This is a genomic window from Janthinobacterium sp. GMG2 (assembly GCF_033949445.1).
Taxonomy (GTDB): domain Bacteria; phylum Pseudomonadota; class Gammaproteobacteria; order Burkholderiales; family Burkholderiaceae_D; genus Janthinobacterium; species Janthinobacterium aestuarii.
Map to the genome: position 1 here is coordinate 833187 of NZ_JAXAWA010000003.1, position 20879 is coordinate 854065.

The window sequence follows — 20879 nt, forward strand, 5'->3', positions numbered from 1 at the left end:
AGAGGACTGCCGCATGAATACCACCACCAATCACACCGCCATCCCTGAAATCGGCCTGGGCACCTTCCGCCTGCAGGGCCAGGTCGTCATCGATTCCGTCACCGCGGGTCTCGACATCGGCTACCGCCATATCGATACGGCGCAAATCTACGGCAATGAAGCGGAAGTGGGCCAGGCGATCGCCGCCAGCGCCGTCCCGCGCGACGAACTGTTCGTCACGACCAAGATATGGATCGACAATCTGCAGCGCGACAAGCTGATTCCGAGCCTGAAGGACAGCCTGCACAAGCTGCGGCTGGAACAACTGGACCTGACCCTGATCCACTGGCCGTCGCCGAACAACGCGATTCCCGTGGCCGAGTACATGGAAGCGCTGGCGCAGGCGAAGGCGCAGGGACTGACCAGGGCCATCGGCGTATCGAATTTCACCAACGCGCAGCTGCGGCAAGCCATCGATACGGTGGGCGCATCGGAAATCGCCACGCAGCAGGTCGAGATCCATCCGTTCCTGCCAAACCGCAAGGTCATCGATTTCGCGCGCAGCCAGGGCATCCACGTCACGGCCTACATGCCGCTCGCGTATGGCAAGGTGATGGCCGACCCCGTGATCGCGGCCATCGCCGCCAGGCACGGCGTGACGCCGGCGCAAGTGGCCCTGAGCTGGTCGCTGCAGCAGGGCTTTGCCGTGATCCCGTCATCGACCAGGCGCGCCAACCTGGAAGCGAACCTGCATTTCCAGCGCATCACCCTGTCGCCGGACGAGATGGCGCAGATGGCGACCCTGGAGCGGGGCGAGCGCCTGGCCAACCCGGACGGTCTGGCGCCGCAGTGGGATTGAGATGGGCGCCATGACGAAGCTGGGGCAGGGCGGTTTCAGTATCGGCTTGCAGCTGCGGCAGAACCGCCGCCCGCTGGCCGAGACGATGCAGGAGATCGCGGACCACGTGTTGCCCGTCTTTCATGGCGCCGCTTGACCTGGGGCACGCGTTCTGTACTTCCGGACTATCTGAAACAGGTGGGGCAAACGCTATAATGGCCGCATGAACAGTCCCACTCCCCCTACCATGCGGCGCTTCATGCACAGCCACAGCGACGTTTGCATCGTCGGCAACGGCGCCATCGCGAAAACCACGGCGCTGGCGTTTGCCCAGGCAGGACAAAGCGTCACCCTGTTATCTCCGGCGAGCCCGCCGGTGACCGCATCCCCTTCGGCCGCCAAGCCGGTCGAAGCCAGCTGGGACGTGCGTGTGTATGCGCTCAATCACACGGCGCACGACTTGCTGTCTTCGCTGAAGGTGTGGGGCGCTTTAGAGGCCGACAGGGTGGCGCCCGTCGACGCCATGCTGGTCAACGGCGACGGCGCGCAGGCGGGCGGACTCGGTTTCGACGCCTACGGCGCCCATGTGGGCAGCCTGGCGTGGATCATCGAAGACCGCAACCTGGGCCAGGCGCTGGACGCCGCCCTGAAATTCGCGCCCAACGTCAGCGTGCTGCAGGGCCGCGCCAGCCGTCTGGAATGGACGAACGACTCGGCCATCGTGCACCTCGATGGCGGCGACACCATCACCTGCGCGCTGGTGGTGGGCGCGGACGGCGCCCAGTCGTGGGTGCGGGGCCAGTGCGACATCGGCCTCGATTACCGCTCGTATGGCCAGCGCGGCGTGGTCAGCAACTTCGCCTGCGAAAAGCCGCATCATGGCGCGGCCCACCAGTGGTTTACGGGCAGCGAAGGCATCGTCGCGCTGCTGCCGCTGCCGGGCGAGCGCGTTTCTCTCGTCTGGTCTGCGCCCGATGCGCTGGCCGAGACCTTGATGGCCGAACCGGCCGACGCCCTGGCCGCGCGCTTGTCCGCATACTGCCAGGACAAGCTGGGCAAGCTCACGCCTTTGCAGCCGGAGCTGGTACGTGCCTTCCCATTGACCCTGATGCGCCCGCACGCCATGGTGGCGCCGCGCGTGGCACTGGTGGGCGACGCCGCCCACGTGGTCCATCCGATGGCTGGCCACGGCATGAATCTGGGCTTTGCCGATGTGGCGCAGCTGGTCAAGACGATTGGCGAACGCGAAGCGCACCGCGGCATCGGCGACGAACGCGTGCTGGCCCGCTATGCGCGCGCGCGCAAGGAAGACGTGCTGCTGATGCAGCTGGCCACCGATGGCCTGGCGCGATTATTTGGCGCCGATCTGGAACCGTTGCGCGTGGTTCGCAATTTGGGATTAAACTTGCTGGATAAATTACCTGCGCTGAAGCGGAAAATGATTTCGCACGCATTGGGGCATCAGTAAATATCAGCGTATCTTAAGATATCGCCGGATAATGGCAGCAGTGAAAATTCAAGGTCGCCGCAGCTGGTCTGCGGCGCTCGTTTTATTAAAGAGATAACGGCGCCGGGCCCCCTGCCAGTTTCGCCGGGCGTTTCAAGTGGAGAAGTGATAGTGATAACAATGAACAGAAGCATGAGCAAAATCGCCTTGCTGATGGCCTCGGGCCTGATGATGTCGTGCGCTGGCGCCGAAACGCCGACGGAAGCGAACATCAAAAAGCTGATCGAGCCGCGCCTGGGCGAAGGCGCCAAGGTTGATTCGGTCAAGGAAACGCCGTACGGCGGCCTGTACGAAGTGCGCACGGGTGGCGACATCCTGTACACGGACAAGAGTGCGCAATACCTGTTCGTCGGCCACGTCTTCGACGCCAAGACGTCGCAGGATCTCACCAAGGTGCGCCTGGACGAAGTCAACCGCATCAAGTTCTCCGACCTGCCGCTCGATTCGGCCATGAAGACCGTCAAGGGCAATGGCAAGCGCGTGATCGCCGTGTTCGAAGATCCGAACTGCGGCTATTGCAAGCGCTTCCGCCAGAACGCTTTGAAGGAAATCGACAACGTCACCGTCTACACCTTCATGTACAACATCCTGTCGCCCGATTCGATCGTCAAGTCGCGCAATGTGTGGTGCGCGCCGGACCGCAACAAGGCCTGGGATGACTGGATGTTGAACGGCAAGGCGCCAGCCACGGTCGCCGCCAATTGCGCCAACCCGCATGAAAAAATCCTGGCCCTGGGCCAGCAGTTGCGCGTCTCGGGCACGCCAGCCATCTTCTTCGCCGACGGCAGCCGCATTCCGGGCGCGGTCGATGCGAAAACGCTGGAACAGAAATTCTCGACCATTAAGTAATCCGGGCTGTCGCCAGGAAGGCTGGACGGCGCGCCCTCGCAAGGCGCGCTTTTTTTTCGTTTTTTTCCGCTGTCGTATCATCAAGTGTTGTTCGTAGACGCCATAACAATCCAAAAAGGGGAAGCAGCAGATGATTACCTTGAATATCAACGGACGCGACACGCAAGTCGACGCCGATCCTTCCACGCCCATCCTGTGGGCGCTGCGCGATAACCTGAACATGACGGGCACCAAGTTCGGCTGCGGCGCGGCCCTGTGCGGCGCCTGCACGGTGCACCTCGACGGCCAGCCGATCCGCTCGTGCATCACGCCGATTTCCTCGGTGGGTGCGCAAAAGATCACCACCATCGAAGCGATGGAAAACGACCAGGTGGGCAAGGCCGTGCAGGCGGCATGGGTACGCCACGACGTGCCGCAATGCGGCTACTGTCAAAGCGGCCAGGTGATGAGCGCGACGGCGCTGCTGCGCACCAATAAGGCGCCCAGCGATGCCGACATCGACGGCGCCATGAGCGGCAATATCTGCCGCTGCGGCACCTATCAACGGATCCGCGCGGCCATCAAGGACGCGGCCAAGACCCTGGCCTGAGGAGAACGGCATGCGTATCGAATGGTTGAATCAGGAAGCATTGCAGCATGGCGGGGTGACCCTGGGCGCGGCGCTGGCATCGGCGCCGGTGGCTGTGGTTGGCGCGGCCGATGGCGTGTCGCGGCGCGGTTTCATGAAAGCCGGCGCGGTGGCTGGCGGCGGCTTGATGCTGGGCTTTTTCCTGCCGGGCGCAGGCAAGCTGGCGCAGGCGGCCGATGCCGCACCCGCCAAGCCCGTGTATGCGCCGAACGCCTTTTTGCACATCGCCCCCGATAACACGGTGACGGTGCAGGTGAACCGGCTGGAATTTGGCCAGGGCGTGCAAACGAGCTTGCCCATGCTGATCGCCGAGGAACTCGACGCCGACTGGAGCCTGGTGCACGGCGCGCTGGCGCCCGCCGGCGAGCAGTACAAGGATGCCGCCTACGGCATGCAGATGACGGGCGGCTCGGGCAGCATCGCCCACTCGTTTACGCAGTACCGCGAAATCGGCGCCAAGGCGCGCGCCATGCTGGTGGGCGCCGCTGCCGCGCAGTGGAAAGTCAACCCCGACCAGGTACGCGCCGCGAAAGGCGTGCTGTATGGCCCCGGCGGACAAAAGGCGACGTATGGCGAGTTTGCCGACGCGGCCATGCGCCAACCCGTGCCCACCACCGTGAAGCTGAAAGACCCGCGCGAATTTTCCATCATCGGCAAACCCGTGAAACGCCTCGACGCGTCCGCCAAGTCGACGGGCAAGCAGCAGTTCGGCATCGACTTCAAGCCGCCAGGCGCGAAAGTGGCCATGGTGGCGCGCCCGCCCGTGTTTGGCGCCAAGGTGGCGAAATTCGACGCCAGCAAGGCGAAAGCCATCAAGGGCGTGCTGGACGTGCTGGAAGTGAAGACCGACCGTGGCGGCAGCGGCGTGGCCGTCATCGCCGACGGCTACTGGCCCGCCAAGCAGGGGCGCGATGCGCTGGTGATCGAATGGGATACGAGCGCCGTGGAAAAGGTCAGCAGCGACAAGCAGCTGGCCGCCTTCAAGGCGCTGGCGAAAACGCCGGGCACCGTCGCCAGGCCTGCCGACATGGGCAAGCTGGCCAAGGCACCGAAGAAGATCGAAGCCGTCTACGAATTCCCCTACCTTGCGCACGCGCCGATGGAGCCGCTCAACTGCGTCGTCGACCTGCAAGCGGACAAATGCACGATGTGGGTCGGTTCGCAATTCCAGACGGGCGACCAGGCGGCGATTGCCGCGACTTCCGGCCTGAAACCGGAGCAGGTGACCTTGCACACGATGATGGCGGGCGGCGGCTTCGGCCGGCGCGCCGTGCCCTCGTCCGACTATGTGGTCGAAGCCGTCAACGTCGCCAAGGCATACCGGGCGGCGGGCAAGAGCGGTCCGTTAAAGCTTATGTGGAGCCGCGAGGACGACATCAAGGGCGGCTACTACCGGCCGTCGCACGTGCACCGCGCGCAGATCGGCCTCGACGCCAAGGGCAAGATCCTCGCCTGGGACCACACCATCGTGGGCCAGTCCATCATGGCCGGCACGCCGTTCGAAGCCTTCATGGTGAAAAATGGCGTCGACGGCACCATGGTCGAAGGCATGGGTGAGCCTTACACCTTGCCGATGAAGCTGTCCGTGCACACGGCCAAGGCGAACGTGCCCGTGCTGTGGTGGCGCTCCGTCGGCTCGACGCATACGGCCTTCGTCATGGAAACCCTGATCGACGAGGCGGCGCACGTGGCGAAGATGGACCCCGTCGCCTACCGCAAGCAGCTGATCGATGCCAAGCATACGCGCCACATCGCCGCGCTGGATCTGGCCGTGGCCAAGTCCGGCTATGGCAAGAAGAAGCTGCCGAAGGGACAAGCCTGGGGCGTGGCCATGCACGAGTCGTTCAATTCCGTCGTCGCCTACGTGGTGACGGCTTCGGTGGTGGAAGGCGCGCCCAAGCTGCACCAGGTATGGGCGGGCGTGCATTGCAACCTGGCCGTCAACCCCTTGACGATCGAGGCGCAAGTGCAGGGCGCCGCGCTGATGGCGCTGGGCATGACCATCCCTGGCGCGGCCATCACGCTCAAGGATGGTGTGGTGGAGCAGCAGAACTTCGGCGACTATCCCGTGCCGCGCATGCCCGACATGCCCGTGATCGAGGTGCACCTGGTACCGTCGGGCGACGCGCCGACGGGCATGGGCGAACCGGGCGTGCCGCCATTGGCGCCTGCCTTTGCCAATGCGCTGTTCGCCCTGACGGGCAAGCGCCTGCGCAAGCTGCCGTTCGACCTGGCGGCCGCATGACGGCAGCGGTTTTTTGAGTACGGTCGGCATCTTGCTGGCAGCCGGAAGGGGGCGCAGGTTCGACCCTTCCGGCGTACAGAACAAATTATTGCAGCCGTTGGCCGAAGGCCCGCATGCGGGCTTGCCGGTGGTGGTGGCGGCAGCAAAAGCCATGCTGGCGGCCTTGCCGCGCGTGCTTGCCGTGGTGCGCGCAGACGATACGCAGGTGGCGCGCGTGCTCGGCGCGCTCGGTTGCGAAGTGCGCGTCTGCCATGACGCCGACACGGGCATGGCCGCCTCGCTCACCTGCGCCATCGATTACGTGCGCGGCGCGCCGGGCTGGCTGATCGCCCTGGGCGACATGCCTTTCGTGGAAGCGGCTACAATCGCCGCCTTGTCGCAAGCCATTGGCGATGGCGCGCACATCGCCGTGCCCGTGTTCGAGGGACGGCGCGGCAATCCTGTCGCATTTGGCGCCTATCACTTGCCGCTGCTGCTGGCGCTCGATGGCGACCAGGGCGCGCGCAGCATCGTCAACAGCCATGCCGTGTGCGAAGTGACAGTGGACGACGGCGGCATCTTGCGCGATATTGATACACCTGACGATTTGTCGCCGGTGCATGGCGCGCCCGGGCGATTGTAGAATATCCATGCCAGACACGAGGAAAACATGAAGAAAGCACCGATTAAAAAAATCACCGCAAAAGCCTCCGGCAATGCCACAAGCAAAGCCGTTGCGAAAACCAAGGCGAAAGCCGCACCGGCCGCCGGCATCATCTACAGCATCGCCGCAGCGGACCTGGCAGGCCACATGTTCAAGGTGACGTTGACCGTCAAGTCGCCGGCCGCCATCGGCCAGGTCCTGTCCCTGCCGGCCTGGATCCCGGGCAGCTACATGATCCGCGAATTTTCGCGCAATATCGTCAGCATCCGCGCCGAGTCCGAGGGCAAGGCCGTGGCGCTGACCAAACTGGACAAGCACTCGTGGCAAGGCGCGCCGTGCAAGGGCCCGCTGACGGTCGAATACGACGTGTATGCATGGGATCTGTCCGTGCGCGCCGCCCACCTGGACCAGAATCACGGCTTCTTCAACGGCACCAGCGTGTTCCTGCGCGTGCTGGGCCAGGAATCCGATGCCCATGAAGTGCACATCGTGCAGCCGAAGGATGCGGCCTGCAAGACCTGGAAAGTGGCCACCACCCTGCCGGAGCTGAAAGCGAAGCGCTATGGCTTCGGCAGCTACCAGGCCGCCAACTACGATGAGCTGATCGACCACCCGGTGGAAATGGGCGACTTCGCGCTGGCCACCTTCACCGCGCATGGCGTGCCGCACGATATCGTCGTCACGGGCAAGGTGCCGAACCTGGACCTGGACCGTCTGTGCCGCGACCTGAAAGCCATCTGCGAAACGCAGATCGCCTTCTTCGAGCCGAAGACAAAGAAGGCGCCAATGGACCGCTATGTGTTCATGACCATGGCCGTCGGCGACGGTTACGGCGGCCTCGAACACCGCGCCTCGACGGCGCTGATCTGCGCGCGCGCCGACCTGCCGACGACGGCGTCGAACAGCACCGAGATCGGCGACGGCTACCTGAAATTCCTGGGCCTGTGCAGCCACGAGTACTTCCACACCTGGAACGTCAAGCGCATCAAGCCGGCCGCCTTTGCGCCGTACAACCTGCAGGCGGAAAGCTACTCGCCGCTGCTGTGGCTGTTCGAGGGCTTCACCAGCTATTACGATGACCTGATGCTGGTGCGCGCCGGCCTGATCGACGAGGCAGCCTATTTCAAGCTGCTCGGGAAAACCGTCAACAGCGTCTTGCGCGGCAGCGGCCGCACCAAGCAAAGCGTGGCCGATTCCAGCTTCGACGCCTGGGGCAAGTACTACCGCCAGGATGAAAACGCGCCGAACGCCATCGTCAGCTACTACACCAAGGGTTCGCTGATCGCGCTGGCCTTCGACCTGACGATCCGCAGCAAGACAAATGGCGAGAAATCGCTGGACGACGTGATGCAGGCGCTGTGGCAGCGCTATGGCCGCGATTTCTACAAGGGTAAAGCGCGCGGCGTGACGCCGGCCGAAGTCGAAGCCCTGTTCGATGAAGTCTGCGGCACGCGCATGAAACCGTTCTTCGAGCGCTACATCCGCGGCACGGACGACGTGCCGCTGGCGCGCCTGCTGGCACCATTCGGCGTGAAATACAGCGACGCGCGCAAGGCGGAAAAAGCCAGCCTCGATGTCAACCTGGGGCGCGACGGCAACGACGCCAAACTGGCGCAGGTGCACCAGGGCGGCGCCGCCCATGCAGCCGGCCTGTCGGCGGGCGACGTGCTGGTGGCCGTCGATGGCTTGCGCGTGACGGGCTCCAACCTGGACACCCTGCTGGGCCGCTACGCCGTCGGCGCCAAGGTGGCGGTTCACGCCTTCCGCCGCGACGAACTGATGACGTTCGCGGCCGTGCTGCAGGGCGACCGCGTGCCGGGCGTCAGCCTGGCCCTGCTGCCGGCGCCAAAGAAAGCCACGGGACCGAAGCGCCCTAGCGCTGTATAAGCTGTTCGTCATGCGGTAAGACAGAAAACCGGCCGTCACTGGCCGGTTTTCTATTTCAGGCTGCAATTTCTCAATGCAGCGTATCCGCCGGCCGCCTTGGTCTCTTGCCATCATATTTACTGCAAATGAACTAATTTTTCTTTAACTAAACTAAAATTGCCGAACTGCTTCTTTTAGATCGCGCCCAACGTGCAAACCCTCGATCCCCGAACCATCATGCTGATGACGACCCTGATGTGCGGGGCGATGAGCATCGTCATGTTCTCGGTGTATCGCAGCTTCCGGCGCGAGGTGCAGGGTCTCGGGCATTGGGCGGCCGGTCTGCTGTTGCTGGTGTGCGCGTCCCTGCTGTTCGGCACCCGCGAGGTGCTGCCGCCGGCATTGTCCATGATCGCGGCCAATGCGGCGCTGGTGGCCGGCATCGGCCTGTCGATGCTGGGCACGGAGAAATTCTTCGGCCTGGCGCCCAGCCGCCGCGCCTATCTGCTGATACTTGCCCTGGCCATCGCCGGCAATAGCTGGTGGCTGCTGGCGCGCCCCGATTTCTCGGTGCGCGTGGCGGTCTTTTCCCTGCTGGTCTTCCTGTTTTACGCGCGCCAGGTGCAGCTGGTGTGGCGCCATGGCGAGCGCCACTTTTCCAGTTTTTTCTTTGGCGCGCTGATGCTGATGCAAGCTGTCGTGGTACTGGCGCGCGGCATGTCGGCCTTGCTGCATGGCGGCGCCAGCGTGAACCTGATGGTGGCTGGCACGCCGGCCGGCATCTATCTGGCGGTCGCCAATTTCATGGCGCTGCTGCTGACGGTGGGCTTCATGACGGTGGCCACGCGCCGCCTGCAGCAGATACTGGAACGCCGCTCGACCCACGATCCGCTGACGCAGGTGCTGAACCGGCGCGGCTTTGGCGACGCCTATGCGCGCGAGACAGGCAATCTGCGCCGCCGCCGTTTGCCGCTGACATTGCTCAGCATCGACCTCGATTACTTCAAATTGATCAATGACCGCTACGGTCACGCGGTGGGCGACCAGGTGCTGGCGCACGTGGCCGCCGTCATCGGCAGCGCCTTGCGCGAATCGGATTGCGTGGCGCGTTTCGGCGGCGAGGAGTTCGTCGTGCTGATGCCGGACATGCCGGCGCATAATGCGCTCGGCGTGGCCGAACGCATCCGCGCCTTGCTGCACGAGCCCAGTCATGCGGGGCTGCCACCGTGTACGGTCAGCATCGGCGTCGCTTGCCAGGCATCGGTGGTGGAAGGGCTGGAACAGCTGCTGTCGCGCGCCGATGCGGCCCTGTACCTGGCCAAGGAGCGGGGACGCGACCGCATCGAACTCGATGCTTGCGCGGTTACTGAGGGCCGGACAATGTCCGCAGCTGGAAGCGGTACTGGTCGTTGAACAGGAAGGTTTCGGAAAAATCGAAGGTCCGGGCGTGGCGGCGCATCAGGTGCCCGGCCGGTGGAAACGCGGTTTGCACGCGCCGCACGGAGGCCAGCGCGGCGGCCGATGCTTCGCTGTTGCGCGAACGGTGCACGTGCACGCTTTTCAGTTCGCCGTCAGGGCCCGCGCTCAGGTCGAGCACGACGATGGCCGGCAGCATGGGCGGCAGGCGCCCGCTGAACGTGTATTCAGCGTTGGCCGCCATGATCTGCTGCGCCACCAGCGATTTGTAGGCGTCGATGCTGGCGGCCAGCTGTATCGCCGCCGGCGTGCGAAGGGGCGTGGACGTGGGTGCGTTCACCGCTGGTGGCGGCGTACTTTGGCAGGCTGCCAGCAGGCTGGCGGCGGCAAGGACGGTGATCGCGTGTCTCATGGCTGCCAGCCTACCATGGTTTAACTGAACAGGCGCTCCAGTTCCACGCCGGGGTCTGGCGCGCGCATGAACGCCTCGCCCACGAGGAAGCTGTGGATGTGTGCATCGCGCATGCGCTGTACGTCGGCCGTGCTGTGGATGCCCGATTCCGTGATGATCAATTTGTCTTGCGGGATGCGCGGCAGCAGGCCGAGTGTCGTTTCCAGCGACGTGTCGAACGTGCGCAGGTTGCGGTTGTTGATGCCGATCAGCGCGCTCTTGAGCTTGAGGGCCGCCGTCAGTTCTTCGCCGTCGTGGCTTTCGATCAGCACGCCCATGCCCAGTTCGTGGGCGCACGCTTCCATCTCCGCCATCAGGCCATGGTCGAGCGCCGCGACGATCAGGAGGATGCAGTCGGCGCCCATGGCGCGTGCTTCATAGATCTGGTACATGTCGACCATGAAATCCTTGCGCAGCACGGGAATGGCGCAGGCGGCGCGCGCCTGCTGCAGATACTCCACGGAGCCCTGGAAGAACTGCTCGTCCGTCAGCACGGACAGGCAGGCCGCGCCGTGCTGGGCATAGCTGGCGGCGATGTCGGCAGGGCGGAAGTCGGCGCGTATCACGCCTTTCGACGGCGATGCCTTTTTCACTTCGGCGATGATGCCGGGCTTGCCGGCGGCGATGTGCTGGCGCAGGCTTGCTTCAAAGCCGCGCAGGCCGGCGCGCAGTTCGCTGTCGCTTTCCACATCGCCGCGCAGGCTGGCCAGGCTGCGGCGGACTTTGGCCTTGGCCACTTCATCGGCCTTCACGGCCAGGATTTTATCGAGTATGTCGGACATGATGGTCGCTATTCTATAAAGGAGGGCGGAGGACTTACGCTTGCGCCGGGGTGCCCAGCTGCTGCGTCACCTGCACGAATTGGTCGAGTTTCGCCAAGGCCGCACCCGAGCTGACGGCGGTGCGCGCACGCGCCAGGCCGTCTTCGATCGAGCTGGCCACGCCGGCCGCATACAGCGCCGTGCCCGCGTTCAGGGCGACGATGTCGGCAGCGGCTCCAGGCTCGCCGCGTAGCGCTTCCATCATCTTCGCTTTCGATTCGGTGGAATCGGCCACTTTCAGGTTGCGGCTGGCGATCATCGACATGCCGAAGTCTTCCGGATGAATTTCATACTCGCGGATTTCGCCGTTGACCAGCTCGCCCACGAGGGTAGAGGCGCCGAGCGACACTTCATCCATATTGTCGCGGCCATATACGACGATCGCATGCTGCGCACCCAGGCGCTGCAGCACGCGCACCTGGATGCCGACCAGGTCGGCGTGGAACACGCCCATCAAGATGTTCGGCGCACCGGCCGGATTCGTCAGCGGCCCGAGGATATTGAAAATCGTGCGCACCCCCAGCTCCTTGCGCACGGGCGCCGCATGCTTCATGGCCGCATGGTGGTTGGGTGCGTACATGAAGCCGATGCCCGTTTGCGCGATCGACTGGGCGATCTGCTCGGGCTGCAGGTTGATGTTGACGCCCAGGGAGTCCAGCACGTCGGCGCTGCCGGACGAGGATGAGACGCTGCGTCCGCCATGCTTGGCCACGCGCGCGCCGGCGGCGGCCGCCACGAACATCGAGGCGGTGGAAATGTTGAAAGTGTGCGCGCCGTCGCCGCCCGTGCCAACGATGTCGAGCAGGTTGGTGGTGTCGGCCATGGGCACCTTGGTGGAAAACTCGCGCATCACTTGCGCGGCGGCGGCGATTTCGCCGATGGTTTCCTTTTTCACGCGCAAGCCCATGGTGAGGGCCGCGATCATGGTGGGCGACATTTCGCCGGACATGATCTGGCGGAACAGGTACAGCATTTCGTCGTGAAAGATCTCGCGGTGTTCGATGCAGCGCAGCAGGGCTTCTTGTGGTGTGATCGGCATGATGCTTCCTTCTTCAATGATGGCGCAGGAGGACACTGATGGCACGCCGTGGCGTGCGCATGGGATCAGCGCTCGAGGAAATTCTTCAGCAGGGCGTGGCCGTGCTCCGAGAGGATCGATTCGGGGTGGAACTGCATGCCCTCGATATCGTATTCCCGGTGGCGCACGCCCATGATTTCGCCGTCGTCCGTCCACGCCGTCACTTCCAGGCAGGAAGGCAGCGAGGCGCGTTCGATCGCCAAAGAGTGGTAGCGGATCACTGTGAAGGGGCTGGGGATATCCTTGAAGACACCCACGCCTGTATGCGCGATGAGGGAAGTCTTGCCATGCATGACTTGCTTGGCGCGGATGACCTTGCCGCCAAACGCTTCGCCGATGGCCTGGTGGCCCAGGCACACGCCCAGTATCGGTTTCTTGCCGGCAAAGTGCTTGAGCACTGCCACCGAAATGCCCGCCTGTGCCGGCGCTTTCGGGCCGGGCGAGATACAGATGCGGTCCGGGTTCAGCGCCTCGATCTGTTCGATCGTGATTTCATCGTTGCGGTAGACCCGCACGTCTTCGCCCAGTTCGCCAAAATACTGCACGATGTTGTAGGTGAAGGAGTCGTAGTTGTCGATCATGAGCAGCATCTTAAAACCCTCCATCCAGGCCATCTTGCACTTGTTCGGCGGCGCGCAGCACGGCGCGCGCCTTGTTTTCCGTTTCCTGCCATTCCATTTCGGGGATGGAGTCGGCCACGATGCCGGCCGCGGCCTGCACGTACAGCATGCCGTCCTTGACCACGCCCGTACGGATGGCGATGGCCACATCCATTTCGCCGCCAAACGACAGGTAGCCGCAGGCGCCGCCGTAGATGCCGCGCTTGGTGATTTCCAGTTCGTCGATCACTTCCATGGCGCGCACTTTCGGCGCGCCCGTCAGGGTGCCGGCGGGGAAGGTCGCGCGCAGCACGTCCAGGTTCGACAGGCCCTTCTTGAGGGTGCCTTCCACGTTCGAGACGATGTGCTGCACGTGCGAGTATTTTTCGATGACCATGCGGTCGGTGACGTGTACGCTGCCCGTCTCGGCGATGCGGCCGATATCGTTGCGCGCCAGGTCGATCAGCATCACGTGCTCGGCGATCTCTTTCGGGTCGGCCAGCAGCTCGGCCGACAGTTCGGCGTCGCGCTCGGGTGTGGCGCCGCGCGGACGGGTGCCGGCGATGGGACGCAAGGTGACCTTCTTGCCGCCGTCCGCCGTCTTCTCGTTGCGCACCAGGATCTCGGGCGAGGCGCCGATGATCTGCATGTCGCCGAAATTATAGAAGTACATATACGGCGAAGGGTTGAGCGAACGCAAGGCGCGGTACAAAGTCAGTGGCGAATCGACATACGGCTTGCGGATGCGCTGGCCGATCTGCACCTGCATCAGGTCGCCCGCCATCACGTATTCATGCGCCTTGGCGACGGCCTTCAGGTAGTCTTCCTTGGAAAAGTCGCGGATGGTTTCCGTGCGCACGGAAGCGCTGGTGACGGGCGCATCGACACCGCGACGCAGCATCATGCGCAAATCCTTCAGGCGCTGCTGCGCTTTCGAAAACGATTCGGGCTGCGTCGTATCGGCGTAGACGATCAGGTAGAGCTTGCCGGACAGGTTGTCGATGACGGCCAGTTCTTCCGTCACCATCAGCTGGATGTCGGGCAGCTTCAAGTCATCTTTCGGCGCGCCGCCGGCCAGTTTTTTCTCGATGTGGCGCACGGTGTCGTAGCCGAAGTAGCCGGCCAGGCCGCCGCAGAAGCGCGGCATGCCGGGGCGCAGGGCCACCTTGAAGCGCGACTGGTACTGTTCGATGAAGTCGAGCGGATTGCCTTCGTGCTCTTCGATCACGACGCCGTTCTTGACGATCTCGGTGCGCTTGCCATGGCTGCGCAACACGGTCGTGGCGGGCAAGCCGATGAAGGAATAGCGGCCGAAGCGTTCGCCGCCGACGACGGATTCGAGCAGGAAGGTGTTCTTGCCGCCTTGTTGGGACTGTGCCAGTTTCAGGTACAGCGTGAGCGGGGTTTCCAGGTCGGCGAACGCTTCCGCGATCAGGGGGATGCGGTTGTAGCCTTGCTGGGACAGCGATTTGAATTCGAGTTCGGTCATGTTTCTCTCCATGCCGTCAGGGTATGCGTGTGCATAGTGCACAAACCCTGCGGTGGGTTATCAAAAAACTTGCCGGTGCACGCAACAGGCGCAATATGCGCAAACTATACGGGTGCAGCCGGCAGCAATCGTAACGGCTCGGCCCTTAAGCCTGCCAGGATTGCCAGCGTCGCCAAAGCCAGGCCTCAATCGAGCCGGTTTGGGTGACATTGTGTTTTTTGATGAGAAACGTGTTCACGATATGGTGGTGGGTTTGGTCAGTATGCCGGTTAGTTTTGCATGCTAATAAAACGGGCTGCTTCGAGCAGTGTCTTTACTATACCATCGGAATCGGTATCGTGTATAGAGTGTCCGTGATTGTAGCCATAGGGTACCGTCAGTACGGGACAAGCCGCAGCCCTGGCCGCTTGCGCGTCGTTCGATGAGTCGCCGATGGCCACCACTTTGGCCGGCGCCAGATCGAAGTCCGCGCACACTTGCAGCAGCGGCATCGGGTCCGGTTTCTTCCTCGGCAGCGAATCGCCGCCGTAGACGATCTCGAAATACTGGTCCAGGTTTTTCTGTTTCAGCAGGGGCAGGGCGAAGGCGATCGGCTTGTTGGTGACGCAGGCCAGGCGCAAGCCCGCCGCCTTCATCGCCGCCAGCCCCGCTTCCACGTCCGGGTACAGGGTGCTGAACTGGCCATTGATGGCCAGGTAGTGACGCTGGTAGCCGTCCATCGCCTGCTCGAAACGCTGTTCCACGCCGGCCGCATCGAAGTCGAGCGCCAGTACGGTGCGGATCAGGTTTTCCGAGCCCTTGCCGACCATCAGCTTGATGGCGTCGGCGCTGATGGGCGCCAGGTCCAGCTCGGCGCGCATGCCGTTGATGGCGACATGAAAATCGGGCACGGTGTCGAGCATCGTGCCATCGAGGTCGATGATGGCGGCGCGCACGCCGGCCAGTACGTGGTCTTTCACCGTGCCCGCTTGCATCAGGCGCCCTTGACGGCTGCCAGCTCGGCGCGCATGGCGTCGATGACGGCTTTGTAGTCGGGCTTGCCGAAGATGGCCGAGCCGGCGACAAAGGTGTCGGCGCCGGCAGCGGCGGCAGCGGCGATGTTGTCGATCTTGATGCCACCGTCGACTTCCAGCATGATGTCACGGCCCGATTCGTCGATCATGCGGCGCGCTTCGGCGATTTTCTTCAGCGCCTGCGGGATGAAGGACTGGCCGCCGAAGCCCGGGTTGACGGACATGATCAGGATGATGTCGATCTTGTCCATCACGTGTTCCAGGTAGTGCAGCGGCGTGCCCGGGTTGAATACCAGGCCCGATTTGCAGCCATTGTCGCGGATCAGCTGCAAGGAGCGGTCGACGTGATCCGACGCTTCCGGGTGAAAGGTGATGATGTTCGCGCCAGCCTTGGCGAAATCCGGGATAATGCGATCGACAGGCTTGACCATCAGGTGCACGTCGATGGGCACTTGCACGTGCGGGCGGATCGCTTCGCACACCAGCGGGCCGATGGTCAGGTTCGGCACATAATGGTTATCCATCACGTCGAAGTGGATGATGTCGGCGCCGGCGGTAACGACGTTGCGCACTTCCTCGCCCAGGCGGGCAAAGTCGGCGGACAGGATGCTGGGAGCGATACGGAATGTAGTCATGGTGGAGTAGCCAAAGGATAGAAAATGCGAAGATGCGCTATTTTACGCTTGACGCCGCTACCATGCCTTATTGAAGCACGATGAAACACAGAATACGCGGCGCGCCGTGGCCAATGCGGCACACGCGCCGCCATAATGACTGCAATGTCTGAATAGGAATGACGATGGCGACTTATGAATTTACGGTAACGGTCAAGACGCAGTACCTGCCCGAGCAATCGGCACCGGACCAGGGGCGGCACGTGTTCAGCTACACGATCCGCGTCGTCAACACGGGCACGGCTGGCGCGCAACTGATTTCGCGCCACTGGGTCATCACGGATGCGAACAACAAGGTGGAAGAGGTGCGCGGCCTGGGCGCCGTCGGCCACCAGCCGCTGCTGCAGCCGGGCGAACAGTTCGAATACACGAGCGGCACCATGCTGGGCACGCCGCAAGGTTCGATGCACGGCGAGTATTTCTGCGTGGCCGAAGATGGCCATCAGTTTGAAGCGCCGATTCCCGAGTTCGTGCTGTCGGTGCCACGCACCCTGCATTGACGCAACGCCGGGGGGCTTGCGCCCCTTACTTAAGTTTTTCGGTGCTGTCCTGTTCTTCGCCGAGCTGCTTGCGCGCCGGTGGGACGGGTTTTTTACCCGAATACATGGTCCACCAGACTATAAATGCCAGCAAGAAGAACGCCACCAGCGCCTCTATCATCAAGATCCACATACGCACCCCTATGTTATTTACCCGCAGCTTAGTATTTACCCGCCGTCTGTTGACACGCGGTAGTCTACCCGTTTCAATCGGCGCCGTCGCGCTTGCGTTGTCCGCCTGTACCACGCCGCCCGCGCCGCCCGCTGCCAGCGGCAAGGCGCCGCCCATCGCGCCGACCGTCGTCAGGCCGGTTCCGGCCAAGCCGGCAGAGGCCAAGGATGCCGCGGATGTGGCGGCGCCCACCTTCGTGCCCGCCAAGTTTGCCGCCTTGCCTGGCTGGGCCCGCGACGACATGCGCGCCGCCTGGCCAGCATTCATGGCGTCGTGCGGCGTGCTCGTGAAACGTCCGGACTGGAAGGAGTCGTGCACGATCGCGCGCCAGGTGAATGCCGACAGCGACAAGGCCATCCGCCTGTTCTTCGAGACCTTCTTTGTGCCGAATCAAGTCATCACCGCCGATGGCGCCAGTACCGGCTTGGTGACCGGCTACTACGAACCACTGCTGCACGGGGCGCGCAAGCGGGGCGGCCCATACCAGACACCGCTGTACAAGGTGCCCGACGACCTCGTCTCGGTGGATTTGTCCGGCGTGTATCCGGAACTGAAAAACATGCGCTTGCGGGGCAAGCTGGTCGGCAAGAAGGTGATACCGTACGCGACCCGCGCCGACATCGAGCGCGCCACGTCCGTCACGGGCAAGGAATTGCTGTGGGTGGATGACGAAGTCGAAGCCTTCTTCCTGCAGGTGCAGGGTTCCGGCCGCGTGCAGCTGACCGACACGCAGGAAACCGTGCGCGTGGCCTACGCGGACCAGAATGGCCATCCGTACAAATCGATTGGCCGCTACCTGGTCGACAAGGGCGAGCTGACCTTGAGCCAGGCGTCCGCGCAGGGCATCAAGGCGTGGATCGCCGGCCATCCTACGCGCAAGGATGAATTATTCAACGCCAATCCCAGCTATGTCTTCTTCAAGGAAGAGCGCTTGCCCGACCCGAAAGTGGGGCCGAAGGGCGCGCTGGGCGTGCCGCTGACGCCGCAGCGTTCGGTGGCCATCGATTCGCGCTTTTTGCCGCTGGGCGCACCCGTGTTCCTGTCCACCACGCAAGCCAATAGCGAGATTCCCATGCAGCGGCTGGTGATGGCGCAGGATACGGGCGGCGCCATCCGCGGGCCGATCCGTGTCGATTATTTCTTTGGCTTTGGCGCGGAAGCGGCCGAGAATGCGGGCCGCATGAAGCAGAGCGGCGCCGTGTGGGTGTTGTTGCCGAAGCAGGCGCCGGCGCGCTAGGGAAAGCGTCGCCGGGCAGTTCGTGGTGTGGCTTAGCGCAAGACCATCACTGGCAGGTGGGTGTGGGCCAGCACTTTTTGCGTTTCGCTGCCCACGAACAGCTTGTTCAAACCCTTGCGGCCGTGCGAAGCCATCAGGATGATGTCGCAATGGTAGGTTTGCGCCGCATTGACGATTTCATCGTGCGGGCTCGGCGACACGGCCACCACGCCTTCGAAAGGTACGCCGGCGGCGCGCGCAGCTTCGCCGATCTTGTCGATGGCGCGTTGCGACGCTTCCTGCATCTGCTGTTCATACAGGCTGGCGTCAAGCACGATGCCGCCGTCCGCCATCGGCGAGAACGGAAACGGCTGCACCACGCTGATGGCGACCAGCTTGGCCTTGTTCAGTTGGGCGAAGGCGAGGGCGGTCTCGGCGGCTTTGTCGGACAGCGGCGAGCCGTCGGTGGGAAATAAGATGGTGTTAAACATAGCGTGCTCCTCAAGTGATGTAAGACAGCTTATGGATTTGCATCAATTAAAACCTTGATATAAATCAAGCCTCACAGGCTTTGGCGTGAATAGTGTCGCCAAGGCAATCTTTTGCCAGTGTATTCCCGTTCACCACTTCAGGTGCGCACGCTACGCAGCGGCGTGCCCCACACCATGGCCACCGTCAACACGATGCTGCCGGCCGCGATGCAGGCCAGGCCATTGCGCACGCCAAAATGTTCCGCTATCCAGCCGGCGGCCAGCGCACCCAGCGGCGCCGTCGCCACCGTCAGGAAGCGCATGGTCGACGTCATGCGGCCCAGCATGGGGTCGGGTGTGACTTTCTGGCGCAAGCCCAGGTAGGGAATAAAGAACAGCATCACGCCGCAATCGAAAAAGAACATCAAGATGGCATACGCCACGGCGCTGGCGGCCGCGCTGCCGAACAGCGCGGCGGGTATCGTGGGCGTCAGGGCAAAACAGAGCGAGGTCGATGCCAGGCCGATCAGGATGGTGCGGCCGGCGCCATAGCGCTGCGTCAATGGCTTGACGATGAAGGCGCTGAGCAGGACGCCGGCGCCGCCGAGCATCTGCGTCATGCCCAGCACGCCAGGGCTCATGCCCAGGTCGCGCGTGGCAAACAGCACCGTCAAGGCCATGCTGGCGTAAAACAGGAAGTGCCAGATGCCGGCGCCCCAGGCCAGCGCGCGCAGCAGCGGTTCGCTCCAGACGAACAGCAAGCCGTCGGCGATGTCGCGCAAGGCGTGCTTGTCGGACGGTGCGGGACGCGGATCGCGCACGCTCATGGCGCGCAGATTGAAAACGGAAACCAGATAGCCGCAGGCCGTGCACAGGATGGCGACTGGCGCCGACAGCACTTGCACCAGCACGCCGGCCAGGCCGGGACCGATCAGGCGCGAAGCCGATTCGGTGGCGGCAAATTTCGACTGCGCATCGATCAAGCCATCGCGGCCCACGAGGAAAGTCAGAAACACCTGTTCGGCTCCGCCACCGACGACGAAGCCCGTGCCGATGATGAAGCCCACTATATATAACCATGGCATCGACAGCACGCCGCACCAGTAAGCCACGGCGACGCTGGCCAGGGCCAGGCCCGACATGCTTTCGCTGAACAGCATGATCGGGTGCTTGCTGCGCCGGTCCAGCAGCACGCCGACGGGCAAGCCGAACAGGGCGAACGGCAGCGCCTGCAACGCAACCAGCACGCCCATCTGTTCCGGCGTCGCATGCAGCAAGAGCACCGCGCACAGGGGCAGGGCCAGCGAGGTAATCTGGGCGCCGAAGCAATTGAGGCCATTGCTGAACCACAGGCGGCGGAAATTGACGCTGGCGGCGCTGCAGTCGCCACGCAGATAGTGGGCGCAATACTGGACGAGGGAAGAGAAAATATGCTGCTCGATAAAAAAGATCGGGCTCACAATAATAGCAGCGCACCTGCCGCGCCGCTGCCTTTAGCCGCTACAATCGTTGCACCGTTCATCGAGAGGAGACACCATGCAATACGAAGACCTGATCATCGATATCCAGGACAAAGTGGCGGTCATCCGCCTGAACCGACCCAAGGCCCTGAACGCCTTGAACGACAACATGATGAATGAGCTGGGCGACGCCTTGCTGAAGTTCGACGCCGACGAGAGTATCGGCTGCATCGTGCTCACGGGCAGCGAAAAAGCATTTGCCGCCGGCGCCGACATCGCGGCCATGGCCGACTATACCTATCCCGATACCTATACCCAGGGCTACATCAGCCGCAACTGGGAGCATATCTTGCGCGTGCGCAAACCGGTGGTGGGCGCCGTGGCCGGCTATGCGCTCGGTGGCGGCTGCGAACTGGCCATGATGTGCGATTTCCTGATCGCCGCCGACAGCGCCAAGTTTGGCCAGCCGGAAATCAAGGTTGGCGTCACGCCAGGCGCGGGCGGTACGCAGCGTTTGCCGCGTGCCATCGGCAAGGCCAAGGCCATGGACTTGCTGCTGACGGCGCGCACCATCGATGCCGCCGAGGCGGAACGCATCGGCCTCGTGTCGCGCGTGGTGCCGGCAGATAAATTGCTGGAAGAAACCCTGGCCGCCGCCAAGACCATCGCCGCCATGCCGACTTCGGTTGCCATGATGATCAAGGATTGCGTCAACCGCGCCTTTGAAACGACCTTGACCGATGGTGTCGCCTACGAGCGCCGTTTGTTCCAGGCCGCCTTCGGTACGCCGGCGCAAAAAGAAGGCATGCACGCTTTCCTGGAAAAGCGCTTGCCAAACTTCGACGGTCTTTGATATGATTCGCCTCCCCGATGAGACGCACTAGTTTGCGGCACAAAAGGGACGGCCTTCCGGGGCTGGGTAGTAG

Annotated in this window: 22 protein-coding genes; 12 read left to right on the top strand and 10 right to left on the bottom strand. The window is 63.3% G+C overall.

The window, feature by feature from the left end; all coding sequences use genetic code 11:
- Nucleotides 1–13 precede the first annotated feature (13 nt).
- From dkgB to SKZ59_RS15810, 9 genes are all read left to right on the top strand, one after another.
- On the top strand, nucleotides 14–838 hold the full coding sequence (dkgB, locus tag SKZ59_RS15770; protein WP_319992274.1) for a 2,5-didehydrogluconate reductase DkgB: 825 nt from the start codon (nucleotides 14–16) through the stop codon (nucleotides 836–838).
- Between the two features lies 1 nt (nucleotide 839).
- A complete protein-coding gene (locus SKZ59_RS15775) occupies nucleotides 840–974 on the top strand; it encodes a hypothetical protein (RefSeq protein ID WP_268748780.1) in 135 nt (44 codons plus the stop codon).
- 66 nt (nucleotides 975–1040) lie between these two features.
- Nucleotides 1041–2285, top strand: a complete 1245-nt coding sequence (locus SKZ59_RS15780; RefSeq protein WP_319992275.1) for a UbiH/UbiF family hydroxylase — start codon at nucleotides 1041–1043, stop codon at nucleotides 2283–2285.
- A 171-nt stretch (nucleotides 2286–2456) separates the two neighbouring features.
- On the top strand, nucleotides 2457–3173 hold the full coding sequence (locus tag SKZ59_RS15785) for a DsbC family protein (protein WP_235194254.1): 717 nt from the start codon (nucleotides 2457–2459) through the stop codon (nucleotides 3171–3173).
- A 130-nt stretch (nucleotides 3174–3303) separates the two neighbouring features.
- On the top strand, nucleotides 3304–3762 hold the full coding sequence (locus SKZ59_RS15790) for a (2Fe-2S)-binding protein (protein ID WP_034753534.1): 459 nt from the start codon (nucleotides 3304–3306) through the stop codon (nucleotides 3760–3762).
- 10 nt (nucleotides 3763–3772) lie between these two features.
- Nucleotides 3773–6046 (top strand): xanthine dehydrogenase family protein molybdopterin-binding subunit, encoded by a 2274-nt coding sequence (locus tag SKZ59_RS15795; protein WP_319992276.1) that lies wholly within the window; start codon nucleotides 3773–3775, stop codon nucleotides 6044–6046.
- 13 nt (nucleotides 6047–6059) lie between these two features.
- Nucleotides 6060–6668, top strand: a complete 609-nt coding sequence (locus tag SKZ59_RS15800; RefSeq protein ID WP_319992277.1) for a nucleotidyltransferase family protein — start codon at nucleotides 6060–6062, stop codon at nucleotides 6666–6668.
- 27 nt (nucleotides 6669–6695) lie between these two features.
- Nucleotides 6696–8576, top strand: coding sequence for a M61 family metallopeptidase (locus SKZ59_RS15805; protein WP_319992278.1), 1881 nt, complete (start codon nucleotides 6696–6698; stop codon nucleotides 8574–8576).
- 189 nt (nucleotides 8577–8765) lie between these two features.
- Complete coding sequence (locus SKZ59_RS15810; RefSeq protein WP_319992279.1) at nucleotides 8766–9968, top strand: GGDEF domain-containing protein; 1203 nt, start codon at nucleotides 8766–8768, stop codon at nucleotides 9966–9968.
- On the opposite strand, the gene SKZ59_RS15815 is transcribed toward SKZ59_RS15810, so the two are convergent.
- From SKZ59_RS15815 to rpe, 7 genes are all read right to left on the bottom strand, one after another.
- Nucleotides 9919–10383, bottom strand: a complete 465-nt coding sequence (locus SKZ59_RS15815) for a hypothetical protein (protein WP_319992280.1) — start codon at nucleotides 10381–10383, stop codon at nucleotides 9919–9921. The genes SKZ59_RS15810 and SKZ59_RS15815 overlap by 50 nt on opposite strands.
- Before the next feature lie 20 nt (nucleotides 10384–10403).
- Nucleotides 10404–11204: an indole-3-glycerol phosphate synthase TrpC gene (gene trpC, locus SKZ59_RS15820; RefSeq protein ID WP_319992281.1), complete on the bottom strand. Its 801-nt coding sequence runs from the start codon at nucleotides 11202–11204 to the stop codon at nucleotides 10404–10406.
- 34 nt (nucleotides 11205–11238) lie between these two features.
- Nucleotides 11239–12282 carry an anthranilate phosphoribosyltransferase gene (trpD, locus tag SKZ59_RS15825; RefSeq protein WP_034753540.1) on the bottom strand — a complete coding sequence of 348 codons (1044 nt, stop codon included), beginning with the start codon at nucleotides 12280–12282 and terminating at the stop codon, nucleotides 11239–11241.
- A gap of 65 nt (nucleotides 12283–12347) precedes the next feature.
- Entirely contained in the window at nucleotides 12348–12911 is a 564-nt protein-coding gene (locus tag SKZ59_RS15830) for an aminodeoxychorismate/anthranilate synthase component II (protein WP_319992282.1), read from the bottom strand.
- Nucleotide 12912: 1 nt separating this feature from the next.
- A complete protein-coding gene (gene trpE, locus SKZ59_RS15835; RefSeq protein WP_219329773.1) occupies nucleotides 12913–14409 on the bottom strand; it encodes an anthranilate synthase component I in 1497 nt (498 codons plus the stop codon).
- Nucleotides 14410–14678: 269 nt separating this feature from the next.
- On the bottom strand, nucleotides 14679–15383 hold the full coding sequence (locus SKZ59_RS15840; RefSeq protein WP_319992283.1) for a phosphoglycolate phosphatase: 705 nt from the start codon (nucleotides 15381–15383) through the stop codon (nucleotides 14679–14681).
- On the bottom strand, nucleotides 15383–16057 hold the full coding sequence (gene rpe / locus SKZ59_RS15845) for a ribulose-phosphate 3-epimerase (RefSeq protein WP_034753544.1): 675 nt from the start codon (nucleotides 16055–16057) through the stop codon (nucleotides 15383–15385). Before rpe ends, SKZ59_RS15840 begins: the two co-directional genes overlap by 1 nt.
- A 164-nt stretch (nucleotides 16058–16221) precedes the next feature.
- Here rpe and apaG point away from each other — a divergent pair, with 164 nt between their 5' ends.
- Nucleotides 16222–16596: a Co2+/Mg2+ efflux protein ApaG gene (gene apaG / locus SKZ59_RS15850; RefSeq protein ID WP_034753698.1), complete on the top strand. Its 375-nt coding sequence runs from the start codon at nucleotides 16222–16224 to the stop codon at nucleotides 16594–16596.
- A 25-nt stretch (nucleotides 16597–16621) separates the two neighbouring features.
- Here the strand turns inward: apaG and SKZ59_RS15855 are convergent, their stop codons facing one another.
- The gene (locus SKZ59_RS15855) at nucleotides 16622–16756 is read right to left on the bottom strand and encodes a hypothetical protein (RefSeq protein ID WP_319992284.1); all 135 of its coding nucleotides are present in this window, start codon (nucleotides 16754–16756) and stop codon (nucleotides 16622–16624) included.
- A 109-nt stretch (nucleotides 16757–16865) separates the two neighbouring features.
- Between SKZ59_RS15855 and SKZ59_RS15860 the strand changes: the two genes are divergently transcribed.
- The gene (locus SKZ59_RS15860; RefSeq protein ID WP_319992285.1) at nucleotides 16866–18044 is read left to right on the top strand and encodes a murein transglycosylase A; all 1179 of its coding nucleotides are present in this window, start codon (nucleotides 16866–16868) and stop codon (nucleotides 18042–18044) included.
- 32 nt (nucleotides 18045–18076) lie between these two features.
- Here the strand turns inward: SKZ59_RS15860 and SKZ59_RS15865 are convergent, their stop codons facing one another.
- Both SKZ59_RS15865 and SKZ59_RS15870 read right to left on the bottom strand, forming a co-directional pair.
- Nucleotides 18077–18514, bottom strand: coding sequence for a universal stress protein (locus SKZ59_RS15865; RefSeq protein ID WP_034753546.1), 438 nt, complete (start codon nucleotides 18512–18514; stop codon nucleotides 18077–18079).
- A 137-nt stretch (nucleotides 18515–18651) separates the two neighbouring features.
- Entirely contained in the window at nucleotides 18652–19953 is a 1302-nt protein-coding gene (locus SKZ59_RS15870) for an MFS transporter (protein ID WP_319992286.1), read from the bottom strand.
- Nucleotides 19954–20029: 76 nt separating this feature from the next.
- On the opposite strand from SKZ59_RS15870, the gene SKZ59_RS15875 reads away from it, so the two are divergent.
- The gene (locus tag SKZ59_RS15875; protein ID WP_072457177.1) at nucleotides 20030–20806 is read left to right on the top strand and encodes an enoyl-CoA hydratase; all 777 of its coding nucleotides are present in this window, start codon (nucleotides 20030–20032) and stop codon (nucleotides 20804–20806) included.
- Nucleotides 20807–20879: the final 73 nt, after the last annotated feature.